Origin of the sequence: Flavobacterium sp. HJJ (genome assembly GCF_015351475.1) — a bacterium.
Classification (GTDB): Bacteria; Bacteroidota; Bacteroidia; order Flavobacteriales; family Flavobacteriaceae; genus Flavobacterium; species Flavobacterium marginilacus.
Genome location: NZ_JADKPR010000012.1, coordinates 63,127 through 82,904, shown reverse-complemented (window position 1 = coordinate 82,904; position 19,778 = coordinate 63,127). Strand labels below are relative to the sequence as shown.

Annotated in this window: 18 protein-coding genes; 8 read left to right on the top strand and 10 right to left on the bottom strand. The window is 33.7% G+C overall.

Features of this window, described 5'->3' with window-relative positions; translation table 11 throughout:
- Positions 1 to 31: 31 nt before the first annotated feature.
- Both gldC and gldB read right to left on the bottom strand, forming a co-directional pair.
- Positions 32 to 367: a gliding motility protein GldC gene (gene gldC / locus IRZ80_RS11240; protein WP_194641658.1), complete on the bottom strand. Its 336-nt coding sequence runs from the start codon at positions 365 to 367 to the stop codon at positions 32 to 34.
- The gene (gene gldB / locus IRZ80_RS11235; RefSeq protein WP_194641657.1) at positions 367 to 1,326 is read right to left on the bottom strand and encodes a gliding motility lipoprotein GldB; all 960 of its coding nucleotides are present in this window, start codon (positions 1,324 to 1,326) and stop codon (positions 367 to 369) included. Before gldB ends, gldC begins: the two co-directional genes overlap by 1 nt.
- A gap of 203 nt (positions 1,327 to 1,529) precedes the next feature.
- Between gldB and nadE the strand changes: the two genes are divergently transcribed.
- Positions 1,530 to 2,327 (top strand): NAD(+) synthase, encoded by a 798-nt coding sequence (gene nadE, locus IRZ80_RS11230; RefSeq protein ID WP_194641656.1) that lies wholly within the window; start codon positions 1,530 to 1,532, stop codon positions 2,325 to 2,327.
- Between the two features lie 88 nt (positions 2,328 to 2,415).
- Complete coding sequence (locus IRZ80_RS11225) at positions 2,416 to 3,045, top strand: response regulator transcription factor (RefSeq protein WP_194641655.1); 630 nt, start codon at positions 2,416 to 2,418, stop codon at positions 3,043 to 3,045.
- On the opposite strand, the gene dnaG is transcribed toward IRZ80_RS11225, so the two are convergent.
- From dnaG to rlmN, 6 genes are all read right to left on the bottom strand, one after another.
- A complete protein-coding gene (gene dnaG / locus IRZ80_RS11220) occupies positions 3,042 to 5,018 on the bottom strand; it encodes a DNA primase (RefSeq protein ID WP_194641654.1) in 1,977 nt (658 codons plus the stop codon). The genes IRZ80_RS11225 and dnaG overlap by 4 nt on opposite strands.
- 278 nt (positions 5,019 to 5,296) lie before the next feature.
- A complete protein-coding gene (locus IRZ80_RS11215; protein WP_194641653.1) occupies positions 5,297 to 6,895 on the bottom strand; it encodes a hypothetical protein in 1,599 nt (532 codons plus the stop codon).
- Positions 6,896 to 6,932: 37 nt separating this feature from the next.
- Entirely contained in the window at positions 6,933 to 7,649 is a 717-nt protein-coding gene (locus IRZ80_RS11210) for a hypothetical protein (RefSeq protein ID WP_194641652.1), read from the bottom strand.
- A complete protein-coding gene (locus IRZ80_RS11205) occupies positions 7,636 to 8,196 on the bottom strand; it encodes an RNA polymerase sigma factor (RefSeq protein WP_194641651.1) in 561 nt (186 codons plus the stop codon). The genes IRZ80_RS11210 and IRZ80_RS11205 overlap by 14 nt, the downstream gene beginning before the upstream one ends.
- Before the next feature lie 175 nt (positions 8,197 to 8,371).
- Positions 8,372 to 9,349 (bottom strand): polyprenyl synthetase family protein, encoded by a 978-nt coding sequence (locus IRZ80_RS11200; protein ID WP_194641650.1) that lies wholly within the window; start codon positions 9,347 to 9,349, stop codon positions 8,372 to 8,374.
- 119 nt (positions 9,350 to 9,468) lie between these two features.
- Positions 9,469 to 10,512, bottom strand: coding sequence for a 23S rRNA (adenine(2503)-C(2))-methyltransferase RlmN (rlmN, locus tag IRZ80_RS11195; protein ID WP_194641649.1), 1,044 nt, complete (start codon positions 10,510 to 10,512; stop codon positions 9,469 to 9,471).
- A gap of 562 nt (positions 10,513 to 11,074) precedes the next feature.
- Here rlmN and IRZ80_RS11190 point away from each other — a divergent pair.
- The 6 genes from IRZ80_RS11190 (at position 11,075) to IRZ80_RS11165 (ending at position 15,324) form a co-directional block, all read left to right on the top strand.
- A complete protein-coding gene (locus IRZ80_RS11190; RefSeq protein ID WP_194641648.1) occupies positions 11,075 to 11,638 on the top strand; it encodes a YceI family protein in 564 nt (187 codons plus the stop codon).
- 11 nt (positions 11,639 to 11,649) lie between these two features.
- Positions 11,650 to 13,068, top strand: coding sequence for a hypothetical protein (locus IRZ80_RS11185; protein WP_194641647.1), 1,419 nt, complete (start codon positions 11,650 to 11,652; stop codon positions 13,066 to 13,068).
- A gap of 3 nt (positions 13,069 to 13,071) precedes the next feature.
- Entirely contained in the window at positions 13,072 to 13,623 is a 552-nt protein-coding gene (locus tag IRZ80_RS11180) for a hypothetical protein (protein WP_194641646.1), read from the top strand.
- Positions 13,624 to 13,735: 112 nt separating this feature from the next.
- Positions 13,736 to 13,930, top strand: a complete 195-nt coding sequence (locus IRZ80_RS11175) for a hypothetical protein (RefSeq protein WP_194641645.1) — start codon at positions 13,736 to 13,738, stop codon at positions 13,928 to 13,930.
- Positions 13,931 to 13,958: 28 nt separating this feature from the next.
- On the top strand, positions 13,959 to 14,489 hold the full coding sequence (locus IRZ80_RS11170; protein WP_228520880.1) for a hypothetical protein: 531 nt from the start codon (positions 13,959 to 13,961) through the stop codon (positions 14,487 to 14,489).
- Positions 14,490 to 14,682: 193 nt separating this feature from the next.
- A complete protein-coding gene (locus tag IRZ80_RS11165) occupies positions 14,683 to 15,324 on the top strand; it encodes an O-methyltransferase (RefSeq protein WP_194641643.1) in 642 nt (213 codons plus the stop codon).
- Between the two features lie 152 nt (positions 15,325 to 15,476).
- Here IRZ80_RS11165 and gpmI read toward each other — a convergent pair whose 3' ends face one another.
- Together gpmI and IRZ80_RS11155 are read right to left on the bottom strand one after the other, a co-directional pair.
- Positions 15,477 to 16,994, bottom strand: coding sequence for a 2,3-bisphosphoglycerate-independent phosphoglycerate mutase (gpmI, locus tag IRZ80_RS11160; protein ID WP_194641642.1), 1,518 nt, complete (start codon positions 16,992 to 16,994; stop codon positions 15,477 to 15,479).
- Between the two features lie 305 nt (positions 16,995 to 17,299).
- Positions 17,300 to 19,693 carry a DUF5916 domain-containing protein gene (locus IRZ80_RS11155; RefSeq protein ID WP_194641641.1) on the bottom strand — a complete coding sequence of 798 codons (2,394 nt, stop codon included), beginning with the start codon at positions 19,691 to 19,693 and terminating at the stop codon, positions 17,300 to 17,302.
- Positions 19,694 to 19,778 lie beyond the last annotated feature (85 nt).

The following is a 19,778-nucleotide window of genomic DNA, read 5'->3' as shown; positions in this document are numbered from 1 at the left end:
TTGCTTTGGGATTTTTTGTTTATTTTAAAAACTATTGCTTCAACTCTAATTTCTCTGCAAAATAATCACAAAAGTCAAGCATTGTATCCGACATCTTTTCATCATTTGTGGCTCTTCTGAAAGTTTCAGCCATAGACATCAGTGTCTGGTGAAAGAAAATTTTCATTTCATCAACAGGCATGTCTTTTGTCCACAAATCGATACGCATGCTTTCTTTGGCTTTGCTGTCCCAAACATTCAGCATAATGGCTTTCGATTCTGAGAGATTTACTCCGCCGTCTTCTGCTGTCCAAAAAAGTTTTTCCGGAACACGGTTTTCGTCTAATTCGACTAAAAATTTAATTTCTGAGGTATTTTTATCTGACATTATTTCTTGGGTTTGTATTTTGATTGTTCAAAAATTTCTTTGGCACTGGCTTTTAACAACTGGTCTGCCGAAACATTATTATTCTCCATATACGAGCGAACTATCTGCCAGCCTATCCAGGCACCAACTCTTCCGGGAGAATCATTATCAATTTCTAAATAAAATTTTGAAAATGGAGATGGGTCAATAAAACGTGATATCAGCTTTTGGTCACCGCTGTAAAGCATTTCCCTCTCAATAAAATAGCGCCAGATATAATTTTCATTTTCCTGGCACCAGACAAGCTGCTCTGGAGTGTATCCCATTTTTTCAGCATCTGTATATTCCGGAAGCAGAATATCCTTCAGATAAAGTTCCTTACCAAAATAAATCATCTGTGCTAACAGATTTTTCTCTGTCGGAGGAACTATTTTCCTAAGCGAAAAACTAGTCACTACGTCCGGCATCATTTGTCTTTCTTCAAAATTTTGCTTTAGATATTTTGGAAAAGTGTAGAATTTATGCTCTTTTCCTAAATATAGTTCCAATGAAATTATGATTAATGAATCGGCATAAATGGCTTTATTATTATAATCCATATCCGAAATTAAAGTAATTACTTTTGGCGTTTTAGTCTTTGGAAAATAATATTTCATATGCTGTACCAAAGCTTCAATACTGCTTTGAATCCCTTCAGACGCTGGATATTTTTTTTCAACTTCAGCATATACTTCTTTCCAGATTGGAGCAGTCATTTTATTGGTCCAGACAGTATCATTAATCTGAGGCGAAAAAAAATAAGGATATTTCTTTTTTAATTTAGGCAAATCTTTTGGAGAGGTTTCAAAAAACTCTTTATCAAAACGCTCAACCTTAATAGTTTCAACAGGTGTTTCTTCGATGGCCTTTTCAATTTTGCTTTTTTGATCACAAGATAACAAAAGCAGGCTGCAGACTATCGTTAAGAGAAATAATTTCATACTTATTTTATTTATTTATCAGTTTTCTGATGTATTTAGAGAATAATTCACAAATCTTCATGAGGTTTTTCAACCTAAACCAAACATCCTCTATTCAATTCTATTATTTTATTAAATTTGTTACCATAAGGAAGTCCAAAAAAAGATGGTAACGCTTTTTTTTTTGCAAATATACATTCCTCCTTTTTAAAACTTAAACTATTATGACTAAAAAAAGAACCCTTCAGATCGAAAAAGTAAATACACATATTGTCGAATGGCTAAAAAGCTATGCTGAAAATTCAAAAGTTAATGGATTTGTTATAGGAATTTCCGGTGGTGTAGATTCAGCTGTAACCTCAACACTCTGCGCTCAGACCGGACTGAAAGTATTATGCGTTGAAATGCCAATCCATCAGGCACCAAGCCATGTTTCAAGAGCCAGAGAACATATTTCACAATTAAAAAACAGATTCCCAAATGTGACCAGCGCTGCTGCAGATTTAACTTCAGTTTTTGAAACATTCAAAAAAGAGGTTCCAACTGTTAGTAATGAAGCTGTTGTAAATTTATCTCTTGCTAATACACGTGCCCGTTTACGCATGACCACTTTGTACTATTTTGCCGGTATCCATGGATTACTGGTAGCTGGAACAGGAAACAAAGTAGAAGATTTTGGCGTGGGCTTTTACACTAAATACGGGGACGGCGGAGTTGATTTGAGTCCGATAGCCGATTTAGTAAAATCCGAAGTATATCAATTAGGTGCTTATTTAAAAATTCCGGACTCAATATTATCTGCTTCTCCTACAGACGGATTATTTGGCGACGACCGAACAGATGAAGATCAATTGGGCGCAAGTTACGATGAATTGGAATGGGCAATGGACGCAAATGATTCAGAAACTGACCCTGAAACTTTCACTGAACGTCAGAAAACAGTTTACGAAATTTATAAAAAACTTAACAAAAATAACCAGCATAAAATGAATCCAATACCTGTTTGTATAATAAATTGTTAAAAAAAAAATAATTTGTCCGAAAAATTAGACTTATGTAAAATATTTTTTTAATTTTATATCTTCAAAAACAATCCTAAAACTAAATACCATGATTAAAGTTTGTTTAGCAGATAACTATCCTGTAGTACATTTTGGAATAAAATCGTACTTCAAAGACCATTCTGAAATTTCAATCGTTGCAAACGTTGGAAATTTCGCTATGGTAAAAGACATCCTTCTTAGCAAAGAAATTGATGTCCTAGTGTTGGACCTGGAACTTGAAGGCCTTTCAAGTATTTTCGAAATCAAATCGGTTTTGAAAAATTTTCCAAAAACAAAAATTATTTTTTACAGCGGTCTTTCGGAACAGATTTACGCTCCAAATGCTATTAAAGCAGGGGTTTCTGGATTTGTCCACAAAACCGAAAAACTGGAAACTTTGGGTCAGTCGATCATCAAAGTGAACCAAGGTAAAATCATCATGAATGAAGCAGTCATGAAAAACATTGCTTTAATTGCAAAACAAAGCAAAAGCGAACGTTTGTACAGAAAACTTTCCAATCGTGAAGTTGAAGTACTGCGTTATTTGAGCGATGGAAAGAAAAACCATGAAATCGCTGAAATCTTATCGCTTAACGAAAAAACAATCAGTACTTACAAACTACGATTGCTGACTAAATTAAACGTTACAAATCTAGTAGATTTAGTAAACAAAGCTAAAACTTTAGAAATCGTTTAACTGTAGCGCGACATTACTCTTCCTAATTTTTTTGAAAACGAATTAATTAGCTTGTAGTAATCCATCGCCATTGACATTGACTCTGTATTATCTGAACCTGGTTCATTTGATACAGAGTTTTTTAATTCATCTATAATTTTATCTACCAGATACCAGCGCATCGTCAGAATAGTTTCCGACACATACTGTCCAATGGTTTCGTTTTTAGTTTTTGGAATAATATTCTGTCCTACCCAGTTATGCAGCACGAGTCTTTCATCTTCCATTAAAATATCAGTCACTTCCTGAGCAAAATCAGAATTTAACTGCATCAGATATTTTTCAAATTCCAGATTTTCATTCTGCAGAAAATATTGAATTAAATCATTAAAAATATCACGGAATAAAGGATTGGCAAGTTCCACCTCATCTTCCTGCAGACTCAGATAAATCCTTTGATAGACCTTATATTCTTTCATCTCGGTTACAGTTTCAATTTCACCGGATTCATTTGTTCTTAAAAAGACATCTTCAAATTCTTCTGTTTTATTCCCATACAATAAAAGAATCTCAATTATTTTGCGCTCCAGACGATAGAGCACATCCACTTTGGCAGTCTGGACAGGATTTTCATTTTTTACAACCTCAAAAGCTTTTTGTTCCTGCTTTACTTTTTTCCCAACTTCGGCAACATCTTTCTGCACAAGCTGCGCCAAAGTGCTTGTCAGAACCTGTTCCGAAATATCCATTATTCTGGAACATTCCTGAATGTAAATTTCACGCTGAATTCTATCCGGAATCTTTGAAATACTCGTCACCATATCCCGAATCAGGTCAGCTTTCTTAACGGGATCATTCTTAGCTTCATCCATTAAAATCGAAGCCTTGAACTGGATAAAATCCTTTGCATTAGCATCTAAGTAAGCAACCAAATCATCATGGGGCGTTTTTTTAGCAAAACTATCAGGATCGTCTCCGTCTGGAAAAGTACAGACTTTTACATTCATTCCCTCTTCAAGAATCAAATCGATTCCTCGGATAGAAGCACGAAGTCCAGCAGCATCACCGTCAAACAGAACGGTAATGTTTCTTGTCAGCCTGTTAACTAACCGTATTTGATCTGGCGTAAGTGCAGTTCCCGACGAAGCCACAACATTTTCGATACCCGCTTGATTGAATTGAATAACATCTGTATAACCTTCGACCAAAAAACAATTATTCAGCTTAGCAATTGCTTGTTTTGCTTGATAAATACCATAAAGCACTTTACTTTTATGGTAAATCTCGCTCTCAGGCGAGTTTAAATATTTGGCAGCTTTTTTATCATTCGTCAAGATTCGGCCGCCAAAACCAAGTACTCTTCCCGACATACTTTGGATAGGAAACATCACTCTGCTCTTGAAACGGTCAAAAGGGCGATCTTCACGGGCAATAGTTAATCCCGTACTTTCTAAAAACTCTAATTTATATCCTTTTCCTAATGCTTCTTTAGTAAATGCATCCCAAGTTTCGGGAGAATATCCAAGTGCAAATTTCTTTATAGTTTCGGCTGTAAAACCTCTTTCTTTAAAATACGAAAGACCAATTGCCTTTCCTTCTTCGGAATGCAGCAGTGTATTATGAAAATAATCTTTTGCAAATTCAGAAACGAGATACATACTTTCACGAACATCTGTATTTGCTTTTTCTGCTTCAGTCTGTTCTGTTTCCTCAATCTCGATATTGTATTTTTTTGCCAAATAACGAATGGCTTCCGGATAAGTAAAATGCGAATGTTCCATCAGGAAAGCAACAGAATTCCCTCCTTTTCCAGAACTAAAATCCTTCCAGATTCCTTTGGCCGGCGACACCATAAACGATGGGGAACGCTCATCCGAAAACGGGCTGAGTCCTTTAAAATTACTTCCTGCTCTTTTTAACTGTACAAAATCGCCGATAACCTCCTCTACCCGAGCGGTTTCAAAAACAGTATCTATAGTTGCTTGTGATATCAATTTATTCTCAGGTTGCTAAGTTTCTAAGTCGCTAAGTTACTAAGTTTTTTAAAATAGTAACCCCTTCAAAGTTTGAAACTCTGAAAGGGTTCTTAGAGCCTGTTTAAGCTTTATTTATTGGCTCTCTTATGATGATTTTTGGTTACAACTTCGTTAAATTTTCATACAATAGCTCTGCTATTTTATAAAAATTTGCCTTGTTTCACTCAAAAATCCTCTAATAATAAATCTCAAAAATAAAATTTAAACAGGCTCTTAAAAAAACTAACTAATATAATTTAATTAAAATCGAAACGAAGTCCTAGTGAAATATTATTTTGATCAACAGTGTTGTTTTCAAATAAAGGCTGTAAATCGTATTTTAGATAGACACTAGTTGATTTATATCCTACATAGGTACTCAAACCATAATTGAAATCGTTTACATTAAAATTGCCTTTTGTTTTTTGCTCTACATCATTCCCGACAGCATCATCAAAATAAAGAATCTGTTTGGATTTCACTCTAAATCCGGCATAACCACCTATACCAATTCTCGCACTTTTATGAGTTCTAAAATAACTGGCATCATCGCGAACTTCTTTTTTAGTGAAATCAAATTCTAAATGTAAAGGCACCATTACATAGACATTTCTAAATCTTGATTCTTCTAAATGTACCGTACTTGCTACTAAATTAGTCTGCGCACCATTTTTTTCAAAATAACGATCATCTGTTGCTCGAAGATTGTTATACATCAGTGACATTCCGTATTTAAAATGCAAGAGATTATCTTCTTTCAAAATTCTGGTATTACCTGTTATCCCCCATTCATAAAAATGCGATTTGAAATATTTAAAATCGGAGTTGGCAACCTGTTTATCGGTTACTAAATTATTTGCTCCAAAAGCAAAAACAAATTGAGTCGTAGTTCTTTTGGACTGCCTATTTTCTACATCCTTTTGTCCATGATATACTTTCATAGATGTAAGATTAACTATTGTTTTATCCTCATCAGTACAATCGTTATAATCACCAATTGTAAACCTTGCACCTTCACTTTTGTTGATCTTTTCTGTTTCAACTTTTCCATCAACTTTATCCTGGACTAATTGGTTTAATTTTTTTTCTTCGACAGAAACACTCTTTTCGATATTACCAGCGTGAATTTCAGCTTTTTTCAATTTAAGATTTTCCCCTTTTTCTTTAGAAATCATTCCCTTTGCAACTTCATTATCTATCGAATCAATTTCTGTTTTTAAAGCATTTTTTTCATAATCTGATATTTTTTTAATTTGATCTCCAATTGCTTTTGCTCTTGTTTCAAATGAAATTGTTTTGTGTAATCTTCCTTTATTCGAACCTGTTTCTGGAACAGTATCATCGACCACTTCAAGAGTTACATCTTTAAACCAAATCTGACCAGTTCCATCTAATAAAACACCATAAGAAATTGATGTTGCTTCCTTTGGTACAAATAAAACAATTTCATACTTCTTCCAATCTGTTGATCCTTTTATAGGTCTTTTTTCCATGTTATCGAAAGCAAGTACACGAGCACTATAATAATCAACCCGCATCCAAAGTCCAGCCCAGGATTTTACATCATCACTTTTTACATAACCAGACATTTTTACCGTTTTTCCTGCATATAAATCAGTTTTGGTGTATTTTCCAAGAGTCCCAAAACCATTAACTTTGCTTTGAACTGATTTAATTGTAAAAATATTTTGATCACTGGACTCAGGGCTTTTTTCAAGATTCATCTCATATTTTGGTGACTCAGGCTGCCAATAAGCCCAGTCCAAAACATGTTTATAACTGCCTTTGTCCTGAGCACTTAATTTAGCTGCCGTAGCAACTATCAATACTATTGTAAACAACATAATTTTCTGCATGATTTTCGTTTTTTGATTGATGATTGATGATTTTTATTTATTTTTCGTAATTCCTATTAACTAAAACAGTTTTTACTGCATTTAATTTTTTATTAAATCTGTCCAAAGCTGATTCTCTATAAGATTGATTTAATTCAGTTTCAGCATTCAGCAATAGATCATTTGGATTTACAGAAATAGCTTTTCTGGTTTCAATAGTTTCGTTAGTAACTTTTGCTTCAAATTTAGTATTGCTGACTTCTGCTAATAATTTTTCAGCTGAAATGTATTTATTTTTGGCAGTCGGCTGGTAATTCTTGTCTTCAGAAGAATTAACTATAGCACTATCTTCTTTTAAATTATTGATAACTGGAAATTCTTCTTTATTTTCAAATTGAATTAGCTGTTTTTTAGGAGCATTATTAGAAACCACAACTGTTTGTCTCTTTGGTGTTCTTTTTTGAATTTGCTCATGCAAAACGCTTTTGCTGATTATTTTCTGTCCCTCTAAATGATTTACATCTGTTTTTTGTTCAAGGACAATTGGCAAATCCTTATTTGTTTTTATACTTTCAAAACGATTAAAATAAATTGTACTAACCAATAAAAACCCTAAAATGCCTGCAGCTGCATAAAGCCATCTAAAATTGCGTTTTGGTTTCTCATCTGCAGCATCAAGCATTGCTTCTAATTTGTCCCAAGCCATTTCTGAAGGTTTTATTTCCCGAGAATTTAATTGCTCCTTGAATTGCTTTTCAATTTTATTCGGTTCCATAACAATAATTTTTTAACTTATTAATCTGTTCCTGCAGCACCTTTCTCGCATGTGATAACTGTGACTTTGACGTCCCTTCATTTATCCCTAACAAAGCTGCAATTTCCTGATGCTTATACCCCTCAATAACATATAAATTGAAAACCATTTTATAACCATCGGGCAAACTGTCTATTAAACTCTGAATATCTTCTATAGAAAAATAACTTTCTATATTATTAAAACTTTCTTCAGAAAAAATTTCATCTTCAACAAAACTTACTTTTTTTTGAACCCTAATAAATGAAATACACTCATTAATCATTGTCCTTCTAATCCAGCCTTCGAAACTTCCTTTATGTTCAAATTTTTCTAAGCTGACAAATACTTTCATGAAAGCGGTAATCATTACATCTTCGGCTGAGTGCAGGTCTTTTATATACTGCCGGCAGACACTTAACATCTTTGGCGAATACTTAGAATAGATCCATTGCTGTGCCTGCCGGTCATTTTTGACAGCCAATGCAATTGCTTTGTTTTCTTCCTGATGTAAATTAATTACTTTCAAAATCGTTTAAAAAAGTGTTTCTATAAGTATAGACGAGAATCTGCAAAAAATGGTTGCATGGGTTTTAAAAAAAAAATGTAATTTTAAAAATCAATGGCAATATCAATATCAAAACTCAACAGCAATCACTTTTGAAATTGCCATTGATTTTTGAAACTGAGATTGATATTGAAAACTATTTCTTTCTTTCGATAACGTAGTTAACCATTAGAATAAGCGCCGCTTTATAGTCGGATTCGGGGTAATCGTTCAGCAGTTGTAGTGCTTCCTGCTGAAATTGAACCATTTTGTTTTCGGCATAAGCCAAACCATGATTGTCTTTTACAAAAGCAATCACTTCCTTGACTCTTTTTTTATTCTTATTATGGTTTTTTATAGAGTTGATGAGCCAGCTCTTTTCTTTTGGAGTACAGTTATTAAGAACATGAATAAGAGGTAAAGTCATTTTCTGTTCTTTGATATCTATCCCTGTTGGTTTCCCAATAGCTTCTTCTGAATAATCGAATAAGTCGTCTTTTATCTGAAATGCCATTCCAATAAGCTCGCCAAATTTCCTCATATTCTCCACCTGAACTTCATCTTCTACAACAGAACGGGCGCCAAGAGCACAGCAGGCAGCAATAAGAGTTGCTGTCTTTTTTCGGATTATTTCGTAATAAACATCTTCGGTAATATCAAGTCTTCGGGCTTTTTCAATCTGAAGCAGCTCGCCTTCACTCATTTCCCGAACAGCTACCGAAATAATTTTCAACAAATCGAAATCGCCATAATCTATCGAAAGCAACAACCCTTTGGACAGCAGATAATCACCAACCAATACAGCAATTTTATTTTTCCAAAGTGCATTAATGGAGAAAAAACCTCTGCGGCGGTTACTGTCATCGACCACATCATCATGAACTAATGTTGCGGTATGAATCAGCTCTATCACACAGGCTCCTCTGTAAGTTCTCTCGTTTACAGTTCCTTTTGAAACCATTTTTGCCATCAAGAAAACAAACATAGGTCTCATTTGTTTTCCTTTTCTATTGACAATATAATAAGTAATACGATTTAAAAGTGCCACTTTGGAGGTCATCGATTCGTAGAACTTTTTCTCAAAAAGTTCCATTTCGTTAACTATAGGCTGTTTTATTTGTGTGGTAATATTCATTTAGATTCCAAATATACTATTTTAAAATAAAAACATTAAAAAAAATTAAAACCAAAAAGGACCAAAAAGAGTCTTATATTCTTTTCAATCCTTTTTTTAATGTTTCCTTATTGTATTTTCTAAGCTTCTTTATTAGCTAATTGTCCGCAGGCCGCATCAATATCTTTACCTCTGCTCCTTCTTACTTTTACAACTACCCCAATAAATTCCAGCGCTTTTATATAAGCATTTATCGTTTCTTCGGAAGCCTGCTGAAATTCCCCATCATCAATTGGATTGTATTCAATCAGATTTACTTTGCAGGGAACATATTTGCAGAACTTTACCAAGGCATCAATTGAAGCTTTATCATCATTGATTCCCTTCCAGACAACATATTCATATGATATTTTGCTTTTTGTTTTTCGGTACCAATATTCTAATGCTTCACGCAGATCTGCTAAAGGAAAATTTTGGCTGAAAGGCATTATTCTGGATCGGATACTATCAATGGCTGAATGAAGAGAAACGGCCAGTTTGAATTTCACTTCATCATCTGCCATTTTTTTTATCATTTTAGGAATACCAGATGTGGATACCATAATCCTCTTTGGCGACATTCCTAATCCTTCTGGCGAAGTAATCATTTCAATCGCCTTCAAAACATTATTATAGTTCATAAGCGGTTCGCCCATACCCATAAAAACAATATTGGACAACGGATGATTATAATACAGTCTGCTTTCTTTATCTATCGCAATAATCTGGTCATAAATTTCAGCCGGTTCTAAATTACGCATGCGTTTTAATCTTGCAGTAGCACAAAAATTACAGTCCAGACTGCATCCCACCTGACTCGAAACACAAGCCGTTGTTCTGGTTTGGGTGGGAATCAATACACTTTCCACAACCAATCCATCATGGAGGCGAACAGCATTTTTAACAGTACCATCTTCGCTGCGCTGCATTGTATCAACTTTGATATGATTAATTACAAAGTTATTCTCCAGCATAGAACGTGTCTGCTTGGAGACATTGCTCATGTCCTCAAAACTATGCGCGCCTTTGCTCCACAGCCATTCATATACCTGATTGCCTCGGAATGCTTTGTCTCCATTGGATGTAAAAAAATCTCTCAGCTGATCTTTGGATAGTGCCCGTATGTCTTTTTTCTCAATTTGCATGGTGCAAATTTAATGACAATTTGTGGAACTGCAGTTTTGATAACAAAATTTTAAATACTGCTCATTTGAAACATTTCTTCCGTATGTACAAGCAGATTAATCTTTTTCATGAATTCCTCAAAAAAACAACTCTATTCATTAAAAATGTTAAAAAAACACAATTGCTTTTTGACTTAGAAATATTTGACAGAAATGAAATACATTTTTAAATAAAAACAAAAATTTTTTTAATATTTTTAAAAAAACATAAAACCATATAAAAGAGAAAGTTGTCTTTTATTTTAAAAATACTTAAATACCTTAAACTCCCACATATACAACACATTAGACAATTAAAGTATAAAATTAAAAAAACAAAAAAACTAAAGAAAACGATATAATTAATCCTTCGCCCTTTTCGTTAAGAAAAATACAATTTTTATAGTTTGATTAACATGATTTTTGTCATATTACTACTTTCGTTTCCATTATACATTTGTACCAACAAAGGACAAAAAGAGATTATAATACGAATCTCTTTTATTAGCAGAAATTTTATTACAATTATTTTAAAAAGAAGACCATGAAATTAACACTTAAAACGATTATTGCAACAACAGCATTTTTTGCAATAGTCTTATCAGCAAATGCTCAAAAAAGCTACACTTTGGACGTAAAAACAAACTTTTCAGTACTTGGAACATCAACACTTCATGATTGGGAAATGAAATCAGCTTCAAGAACAGGAACAGCGAATCTTACGGTAACCGATTCTAAATTAACAGACATTAACAGCATCGATATAACACTTCCTGCTGAAACTGTAAAAAGCGAGAAAAAAAGTATGGACAAAGTAGCTTACGAAACTTTAAAAACAGACAAATTCAAAAACATCAAATATGTTTTAAAGTCTGCTGAAAAAATAAATGAAACCACTTGGAACCTTACTGGAACCTACACTATTGCCGGAGTAAGCAAAGTACTAAAAACACAAGTAAAAACAACAGTTACAAATGGTGTTGTAAGCATCCAGGGATCTAACAAAATAACATTTACCGAATTTGGCATGAAATCTCCAACTGCCATGTTTGGAGCAATAAAAACAGGAGAAGACTTAACAATAAAATTCAACTTAAATTTTAATTAAATACCATAATCATGAGAAAAATTTATCTCTTAGCAGCAGGTCTACTAACTATGGCTGCTGCAAACGCTCAAGTTTCATTTGGAAACATGCAAAACCAAATTTCAAGAAGCAAAGATGGAATCAACGTTTTTGATGTACAAAAAAATGATGCAGAATTCAAAGGGCTAAGTGTCGATTTAGGAGGTGCATTCAATATGGATTTCCAAGCAATAAATTCCTTCAATGACCAGCCTGAAACCTTTGCTGCCCCTGCAAAAATTATTGGTTACCGATTAATGAATACTGAAAACAACTTTGTTCTTCCCGCTGCTGATATGACAATTGCCGCTCAATTATATGATGGTGTAAGAGTAAATCTAGATATTTATTTAGCTTCAAGACACCACAATGATACTTATGCAAGAGGCGGTTATTTACAAATTGACAAGCTGGACTTCATCAAAAAAGACTTCTTGGCTGATGTAATGCAATATGCAACAATTAAAATCGGACAAATGGAGAATAACTTTGGTGATGCACACTTTAGAAGTTCTGACAACGGTAGTACACTCAGAAATGCATTTGTTGGAAATAACATTATGAATCCTTTTACTACAGAGATGGGTATTGAAGTATATTACAACCGAAACGGATTCGTAAGCATGCTGGGTGCTACAAATGGAAATTTAAATCAAGGTACGCAAGAAGTAATGTATCCTGCTCTTTCTCCAGCAACTCCAGATGCAAATACAGCAGTAAGCCCAACAATCTTGGCAAAATTTGGTTATGACAAAAAATTAAACAAAGATTTGAGAGTGAGACTTACAGGTTCTTTATACCATAATTCAAACTTGGGTAACTCAAATTTATACTCATCTTCTAGATCTGGATTTGGTTTTTGGGGAGTATTAAACAATAATGCCTATACCAATTCTAATAATCCTAATACTGTTGCTAATCCAATTGCTGTTCCTACTAGTTATAATTCAACTTCTACACCAGAGGCAACTTTCAACCCTAACTTCAAAAACTGGGCTACTTCATACATGATTAACCCATTTGTAAAATATCAGGGTCTTGAATTCTTTGGAACTATAGAATTAGCTTCAGGAGGTGATAAAGCAGGTGATGATACAAAACGTACTGCTAACCAATATGCTGGAGAGCTTATCTACAGATTTGGGAAAACAGAACAATTCTATATCGCTGGAAAATACAATACTGTGTCTGGAAAATTGTCTAATGCTGATGCAAAAAAAGTTACTGTAGACAAAATTGAATCAAGCATTGGCTGGTTCATGACAAAAAACATTGTAGCAAAATTAGATTATGTTAATCAAAACTATAGAGATTACACACAATTTATTGGAAATGTACCTACTGGAAATGTTAATAATTTTTATGGAGGTAAATTCAGCGGTCTGGTATTTGAAGCAGCAATTTCTTTCTAAAACATGAACAGAATATCAATTATAGCTATGGGTTTAGTTCTTCTTATTTCATTAGGAAGTGCTAAACCCATTTCTTCAATAATTGATTCCAATATTATTATCATTGACAGATTAGAAATAGAAATATCAGGAAATTCAACAATTGGCCAATACAACTGCTCCAATTCGCTTTCGTACAGAGATACCATTTATTTGAACTCAAACACAAAAAACAGTCTGAAATCCGAAATTTCAATGAATGACTTTGAATGCGGTAACAGAATTATGAACAAAGACGTAAAGACCACAGTAAAAGCAGTCAAATATCCCAAAAGCACTGTTACCATTACCAACATAAAAACATTTGGCACCAATTATAAATGCAGCTTGAATTTTCGCATAACAGACAAAACTCTTTCTTATCAAAACATGATTCTAAAAAACAACAAAGAATCTCTTGAAGGAAATATAGCAGTAAAATTTTCAGACATTGCTCTGGAACCGCCAACAAAAATGGGCGGTATCATAAAAGTAAAAGATGATTTTGTAATTCACTTCAGTCTTTACAAATCATAATATAATTCACCCTTTCATTTACCCCTTTTCAAATCCCTAAAAACAATGGTTTTTATTGGGATTTTTTTGTTATAATTACGAAATCTACGAATTGATTAATAGATCTCTCTTTTTGAATTCTATTAATTTAGGCGAAGAGCCATTCGAACCCAGTTTAGGATCGTTTATGACTAAAGATATTATTGCTAAATTAGCCTACACAAATCAAAACTATTCTGACTTCTCCCAATACAGCGGCGGCAGTATAAATGACTTATACGGCGGTAATTTCAACGGAGTTATGTTCGAAGCGGCTATCACTTTTTAATATGATAAAAAAAACAATAATAACAATTATGGGTTTAGCAATCTTCCTTTTATTAGGGGGTGCTAAGCCTATTTCTTTATTTAATGCAGACCCAAATGTCATAATAATTGACCAGATAAAAATAGAAATTCTAGGAAACTCAACGGTAGGTAAATACCAATGCAGCTGTCCGCATCCTTTCAGAGATACTATTTTTTTAAATTCAGCTACAAAAAACAGTTTGAGGTCTGAAATCTCCACGGATAATTTTGACTGCGGTAACAGAATCATGAATAAAGATCTTAAGACCACAATCAAAGTAACTAAATTTCCAAAAAGCACTGTTACCATTAGTAATATAAAACCATCCGGAGGCAATTATAAATGCAGCATGAATTTTCGCATTACGGATAAAACACTTTCGTATCAAAACCTCAGCTTAACAAATACTAAAGAATCTCTTGAGGGAACAGTAGCTGTAAAATTCACAGATTTACAGCTAGAACCGCCGACAAAAATGGGCGGTATTATAAAAGTAAAAAATGAATTTGTAATTCATTTTGTTTTATATAAATTATAAATTCTTTTGATTAAACAGCTAAGAATCCTAAAGGCATCAGTCCAATTGTTTTTTTTATTTATAGCATCTATATAAATTTTCTCAGATATTGCATTTAAGTTTCTAATTCCAATTCTTCATCAAAATCAAATGCTCCTCCTCTTTTATAAATCTTAAATGAATACCTTTGCAGCGAATTTTAATAACGTGTAAAATGCATTTCATTTCCCAAGATTTAGAAGATTACATTGAACAGCATTCAGAAAAAGAGCCTGCTTTATTAGCTGCTTTAAACAAAGAAACTTATCAAAAAATATTATTGCCACGAATGCTTAGCGGTCATTTTCAAGGCAGGGTTTTGAGTATGCTGGCAAAATTAATCCGGCCTGTGAATATTCTTGAAATTGGAACTTACACAGGGTATTCCGCATTATGTCTGTGCGAAGGCATGCAGCAAAACGGTCAATTACATACAATTGATATCAAGGAAGAATTAGTCGATTTTCAGCGAAAGCATTTTGACAAATCACCTTGGGGAAAACAAATTACACAGCATCTTGGCGAAGCCATTAATATTATACCTACACTGGAAATAAAATTTGATCTGGTATTTATCGATGCCGACAAAGAAAATTACCTCAATTATTTTGAAATGATTTTGCCAAAAATGAACAAAGGAGGTGTTATTTTATCGGACAATGTTTTATGGAGCGGTAAAGTTTTGGAACCAATACATCCAAATGACATCAGTACCAAAATACTAACTGAATACAATCAATTACTTAAAAACGACCCAAGAGTAGAAACTGTCTTATTGCCCATCCGTGATGGACTGACAGTAAGCAGGGTGCTTTAATAACTGAATATTTAATTTAAAAAAGGGTGCGAAAAATAAATTCCGAACCCTTTTTTGTATTATCAAAAGCTTCAGACAAAGCTTTTAACTTGAATATCATCTGAAAACATCAATCTTCTTTTCTGCTTCAAAAAATAACAATCGAATATAGATTAAAGTAACGAATGACGAGTCATTGCTGCTGGCTGTTCAACACCCATCAAAGCCAATACAGTTGGGGCAATATCACCCAAAACTCCATCATTGATAGTTTTAATGTCTTTATCTACTAAAATAATCGGCACTGGATTTGTAGTGTGAGCCGTATTTGGAGAACCGTCAGGATTAATCATCGTTTCGCAGTTTCCATGGTCTGCAATTATGATCGTTGTATAATCATTGGCAAGAGCCGCTTCGACAACTTCTTTCACACAGGCATCAACAGCTTCACAAGCTTGGATAGCGGCACTCATAATCCCTGTATGTCCTACCATGTCGCCATTGGCAAAGTTTAAACATACAAAATCAACCTCTCCTTTGTTCAATTCAGGAACCAAAGCATCTTTTAATTCATAAGCGCTCATTTCCGGCTGTAAATCATAAGTAGCAACTTTTGGAGAGTTTCTCAAAATTCTGCTTTCGCCTTCAAACGGAACTTCTCTACCTCCGGAAAAAAAGAATGTCACGTGAGGATATTTTTCTGTTTCGGCAATACGGATTTGTTTTTTGTTGGCTTTTTCCAAAACTTCACCCAATGTTTCAGTGATATTATCTTTATTATAAACCACTTTTACATTTTCATAAGTTTCATCATAATTAGTAAGCGTTACATAGTACAGCTGCAGTTTGTGCATGTTTTGCTCATGAAAATCTTTTTGCGAAAGCGCTTCAGTCAATTCACGTCCTCTATCAGTTCTGAAGTTGAAGAAAATAACAACATCATCTTTTTCAATAGCTGCAATCGGACTGTTATTATTATCTACAATTGCCACAGGCGCAATAAATTCATCAGTTACATCTGCTTGGTAACTTGCGTTAATAGCTGCAACTGGATCTAAAGCTTTGGCTCCTGTTCCGTTTACAACTAAATCGTAAGCAAGTTTCACACGCTCCCAGCGTTTATCACGGTCCATTGCATAATAACGGCCAATAACAGAAGCTATTTTTACAGGAGTATTTTTGATATAATTTTGTAAATCCTGAATGTAGTCTTTTCCAGATTTTGGATCAACATCACGTCCGTCAGTAAATGCATGAATGAAAACATTGTCCAATCCGTATTCTTGAGAAGCGTCAATTAATCCGCGTAAGTGTGAAGTATGTGAGTGAACACCTCCATCTGAAACTAATCCTAAAAAGTGTACTTTTTTATTGTTTTCTTTTGCATAAGTGAATGCATCAATTAACACTTGTTCCTTAGCTAGAGTTTTATTGGCAACTGCCAGATTAATTTTGGCTAAATCCTGATACACAATTCTTCCAGCTCCAAGGTTCATATGCCCTACTTCACTGTTTCCCATCTGCCCTTCAGGTAAACCAACATTCAATCCGTCAGTTCGAAGCTGTGCACTTGGATATTTTGTATAAAGACTATTTATAAACGGAACATTTGCATTATCAATTGCAGAAACTTTCGGGTCAGGAGACTTTCCCCAACCGTCTAAAATCATTAAAATTACTTTCTTGTTCATGGTATGAAATTTTTTGCAAAGATAAGCCTTTCGCAAAAAATAGAAGTTAGTCAAAACCACTATTATACATAAAAAAGTGAAGTGCAACAAATACTTAAAATTGTGTTGCAAAAAGCTGTTTTTTCTAAAAAAACTGCAAAAAAAATCTTCAAAAAAGCAAGCGTTTGAACTGCATTTTTAAGGATAATTTTATCTTATAAAAGACGAGGCTGGCTATGTTTCTACAATATACTTTTGACCTCGTTATAATCGATGAAATATTTCACGCTTACTAAATCAATGCTGCAGTTTTGGGTAAAAAATGATTAAAATTTATTTTTTATAACATTGTAGTCAATGTAATAACGCATACTGATGGAGATGATATTCGTCACATTACTATTAAAAACACTTGAAAAGTTGTTCGAGATGCTTTTTTCAACCTGATCGGTTTCTTCTAAAGCGTAATTGCGGTAAAGTATAATCATCTGACTGCCTGGCGCAAACCACCAAGAGTAAGAAAGATCTAAATTCCAGGAATTGAAGTTTCTGTTTTTATTTAAATTGTAGCTAGAATTTGGAGTTAGGCTTCCGTCATCCTGCAAAGTAAAGAATTCATGATTATCGGCATAAGACCAATAATACCGGACATCGAGATTTAATGCCATTCTGTTAGTCATAGCAAATTTGCCAGTGAGTATGTTTGAAAGAATCTCTCTGTTTCGTTCTGCAAATACGATACCGTTATTATCATATCCTACCCTTCCTCTGTCATTTTTTTTGTTAGTGTATTCTAAAGCATATTCTAATGAAAACTGATTACTAAACCGATATTTTGGATTGATATAAACACCATATGTCTGCCTGTTTTCTTCGTCATATTTTACAAACGGAACAGTTGCATCAATTGTAAATGCATGGTTTTTATTCCATTCAAAACCAAAATATGACGACAGTCTTTTAGGAACACGCACATAACGCCCATAAACGCGGGGTTCATAAAAATCATAAGTTTCCTGTGGTGTATACTGCATAGAAAACTCATAATAAGTATTTTTTAAGGAAGAAGCCCCGATAGTGTTTTTCAGATAATCATCCTGAATTTTTCCTGTCGTGTTCTGAATCTCTAAATTAGCTTCTTGAGTTATTTTAAATGTATTAAAAACGGTAGTCGGATTTAGAATCCGATAACTTATATTAGCATAAGCTGCTTGATAATTAGTATAATAAATCAACCCTAGGTCGTTGATGTCATAATTTTCGGAAATATATTTTCCTGAAATTCCATAACGAATTTTCCCGCTTGTTTTTTCAAAATTCAATGCTGTTTTATAGCCATTATAATCTTCGTATGCGTTTATACTGCTGTATTTAAAATCACCATTTAAACTGTAACTGTTTTTTTTTGTGTTCAGGTCAAATAAAAGTCCAAAAACATTTGCATCTCTAAAACCGCCGTTACGGATTGTATTTGTATTGATAAAGGTCACTGATGAATTTTGATTAAAGCGCTGATCCAGTACTATTATATTATAATTTGCAAGCGGCTCAATAGTTTCTTTCCTTGTAATTGAAGTTATAGTATCTCTTATTGTGGCGTATGTCTTTTCTGTAATAGCATTCAAAAAACCAATTCCTAATCCTTTTTTGGTACGGCCGGATATTTTAACAGCGTTGAGTAAATCTACAGTACTTGGATAATCTGTAATTTCTTCATTTTTTTTCAAAATAGGTTCAGCACTTGGAAAACCTCCTATTCTTCTGGAATAAAACAGATTCCCTTTAGAAAACAATTCAGTCCCTTCAGTAAAAAAAGGCCTGTTTTCATCCAGTTTCTGTTCAAATGGCTCTAGGTTTAAAATTGCATTATCAAATTTGGTCTGACCAAAATCCGGAACCAAAATAGCATCAAGCGTAAAAGCATCATTGATTCCATATTTAATATCCAGCCCGCCTTTAAATGTATTATCTGACTGGTTATCATCTTTTTGATTATAAAAAGAAGCATACGGAATAAAGAATAACCTGGCAGGTGTTTTAACATTTTCGATACCTTCCAGCAATCCATTTTGTGTGAGTTCGGCTCCTATCTTGGCATCAATCAGATTCCATGAATAAACCTGAACATCTCGTTCTATGTTTCTAAGAAAGTTGATGCCCCAAATCTGTTTTGCTGAATTAGTAAATCGGATTGCGGCATACGGAATTTTCATTTCTACAATCCAGCCCGTATCAGTGATTACTGCTTTACTGTCCCAAATTGCATCCCATGAAAAATCTTTATAATCTTCTGTTGCAATACAGTCTAATTGGACTCCTGCAGCCGTAACATAAAATCTAAAATCCTGCTGCCCGTCATTAAATCCATTGATGAAGACCGAAAAATAATCACTAACCCCAAAACTGTCTCTATTAGTAATTTCTTTTTTTATTTTGTCTGGCTGGGGATCGTTCATGACTGCCGATATATAAATGGCATCGTTATCATATATGACTTTTACCTCGGTTTTCTTATTTTCACTTATAGCCTTGCCGTTATCAGGCTGATACATAACAAAATTAGATGCAGCATCAGCTGATTCCCAAGCCTCTTCATTTAGTTTTCCATCAATTGAAATCCTCGATGTAATAGAATTCGTGTGAATAATTTTCTTTTGACAATAGAAACTGCTACTGCATAGAATTATTAAAAACACAAAAAAATTACGAGGTATAGTCATAAAAAACAGCGGTTTATATCAAAAGTAGTGATTTTTGTTATAAAAATTCATTTTAATTAAAAACTTTTTATTTTAAAAATCGTTG

Excerpts from the sequence above, each read along its gene's own strand:
- gpmI (WP_194641642.1), bottom strand. The coding sequence starts at position 16,994 with ATGAACAAGAAAGTAATTTTAATGATTTTAGACGGTTGGGGAAAGTCT.
- IRZ80_RS11200 (WP_194641650.1), bottom strand. The coding sequence starts at position 9,349 with ATGAATATTACCACACAAATAAAACAGCCTATAGTTAACGAAATGGAA.
- IRZ80_RS11225 (WP_194641655.1), top strand. The coding sequence starts at position 2,416 with ATGATTAAAGTTTGTTTAGCAGATAACTATCCTGTAGTACATTTTGGA.
- IRZ80_RS11190 (WP_194641648.1), top strand. The coding sequence starts at position 11,075 with ATGAAATTAACACTTAAAACGATTATTGCAACAACAGCATTTTTTGCA.
- IRZ80_RS11170 (WP_228520880.1), top strand. The coding sequence starts at position 13,959 with ATGGGTTTAGCAATCTTCCTTTTATTAGGGGGTGCTAAGCCTATTTCT.
- IRZ80_RS11215 (WP_194641653.1), bottom strand. The coding sequence starts at position 6,895 with ATGCAGAAAATTATGTTGTTTACAATAGTATTGATAGTTGCTACGGCA.
- IRZ80_RS11180 (WP_194641646.1), top strand. The coding sequence starts at position 13,072 with ATGAACAGAATATCAATTATAGCTATGGGTTTAGTTCTTCTTATTTCA.
- nadE (WP_194641656.1), top strand. The coding sequence starts at position 1,530 with ATGACTAAAAAAAGAACCCTTCAGATCGAAAAAGTAAATACACATATT.
- IRZ80_RS11165 (WP_194641643.1), top strand. The coding sequence starts at position 14,683 with ATGCATTTCATTTCCCAAGATTTAGAAGATTACATTGAACAGCATTCA.
- IRZ80_RS11185 (WP_194641647.1), top strand. The coding sequence starts at position 11,650 with ATGAGAAAAATTTATCTCTTAGCAGCAGGTCTACTAACTATGGCTGCT.
- gldC (WP_194641658.1), bottom strand. The coding sequence starts at position 367 with ATGTCAGATAAAAATACCTCAGAAATTAAATTTTTAGTCGAATTAGAC.
- IRZ80_RS11155 (WP_194641641.1), bottom strand. The coding sequence starts at position 19,693 with ATGACTATACCTCGTAATTTTTTTGTGTTTTTAATAATTCTATGCAGT.
- gldB (WP_194641657.1), bottom strand. The coding sequence starts at position 1,326 with ATGAAATTATTTCTCTTAACGATAGTCTGCAGCCTGCTTTTGTTATCT.
- IRZ80_RS11210 (WP_194641652.1), bottom strand. The coding sequence starts at position 7,649 with ATGGAACCGAATAAAATTGAAAAGCAATTCAAGGAGCAATTAAATTCT.
- rlmN (WP_194641649.1), bottom strand. The coding sequence starts at position 10,512 with ATGCAAATTGAGAAAAAAGACATACGGGCACTATCCAAAGATCAGCTG.